This is a genomic window from Paraburkholderia sp. 22099 (assembly GCF_052045835.1).
Taxonomy (GTDB): Bacteria; Pseudomonadota; Gammaproteobacteria; order Burkholderiales; family Burkholderiaceae; genus Paraburkholderia; species Paraburkholderia terricola.
Map to the genome: position 1 here is coordinate 1 of NZ_JBQEPU010000083.1, position 1,181 is coordinate 1,181.

Genomic DNA, 1,181 nt, shown 5'->3' on the forward strand with positions numbered 1-1,181 from the left:
CGGATCTAGCGGTTTGCGTCCACGCTTCTTGCGCTCGTGTGCGCCAACCTCGATGCTCTGTTCCGTTTGCGCCTCTTGCGCCGGTTCAGATCCCGTTGCGCCCGCCTCTGCTTCGTTCAGGAAGAGGTCGCGTTGCTCGGCGCCGCGCACTTCGCTCTTGGCGGCAAACAACTGCCGCTGAAAGGCCTTGAGCTTCTCGCGCAGCAAGTCGCGTTCGACCGTCACCACACGCAACTCGCTCTTCATGGCAGCGAGTTCTGCGCGCAGCGCCTGCAGTTCGTCGGTGGGAGATGAGGATGATGGCAGCATCGCCGGATTAGACCAGCGATGCTGGCTCGCGTTTCACGTCACGCGCTGATAATAGCGTGTCGGGTGCGCCCGCATCGCTTCAATATCGATGCCGTCGAGCAGCCAATGCAGTTGCTCGGTTCTGAGCTTGAGCACCGCTTCCTTACGCGGCCAAACGAAACGATCCTGCTCGAGCCGCTTCATCAACAGCCAGAAGCCGTTACGGTCCCACAGCAGCATCTTGATGCGATCGCGGCGCTGATTGCTGAATACGTACACGGCCTGCTCGAATGGATCGAGCTTCATCGACTGCTCGACTATGGCTGCAAGACCGTTGATGCTCTTACGGAAGTCAACGGCGTCCCGGTGCACATAGACCTTCAGCTCATCGCTTAGCCGGAACATCACACCGTCCCAGTGTTTCGATCATCACTGATAGAAGCGCTGCGTCGTTCTTGCCGCATTCGAGCTTAAGCGTGATGCCGTTGGGCATCTGCGCCGTCAGCGTCGACGCGGCCGCTGCATTTGCTGGCGAACTAGCGGTCGCGGCCAACGATGAAGACCTGACGGAATTGTGCTCGACGAGCGCCTGTTCACTGCTAACCATAACGACCGGCACGAATGCCGACTCTGCGGTCGACGACTGCGTCGAATCCTCAGAGAGCCGTTGCTGATGCAGCTTGATCCATTTGCGCAGGAGATTCGCATTAACGCCGTGCTGCAGTGCGAGTCCTGCGACTGATGCTCCCGGCTCCAGGCAAGCCTCGACGAGTCGGCGTTTGGTATGCCGATCGAATCGACGCTTACCGTCTATGCCAACGCTGACGACCTTCAGGCCCGACGTTTCTGAGTGTTGTTCTGTCATAAGGTGTCCACTGAAAATCAGTGGACAT

The 1,181-nt window shown here is 58.8% G+C and carries 3 protein-coding genes; all 3 read right to left on the bottom strand.

All coding sequences use genetic code 11. The features are described 5' to 3' along the window. A partial coding sequence (locus ACTJLC_RS31725) for a transposase domain-containing protein (RefSeq protein ID WP_440846415.1) occupies positions 1-309 on the bottom strand: 309 nt, incomplete at its 3' end. 33 nt (positions 310-342) lie between these two features. Then, positions 343-693: an IS66 family insertion sequence element accessory protein TnpB gene (tnpB, locus tag ACTJLC_RS31730; protein WP_011695106.1), complete on the bottom strand. Its 351-nt coding sequence runs from the start codon at positions 691-693 to the stop codon at positions 343-345. Continuing rightward, the coding region (tnpA, locus tag ACTJLC_RS31735) for an IS66-like element accessory protein TnpA (RefSeq protein ID WP_440846418.1) at positions 674-1,181 on the bottom strand (508 nt) is incomplete at its 5' end. The genes tnpB and tnpA, both read right to left, overlap by 20 nt.

What these genes read in the sequence shown, in the direction of transcription:
- tnpB (WP_011695106.1), bottom strand. Translation starts at nt 693, where the DNA reads ATGTTCCGGCTAAGCGATGAGCTGAAGGTCTATGTGCACCGGGACGCC.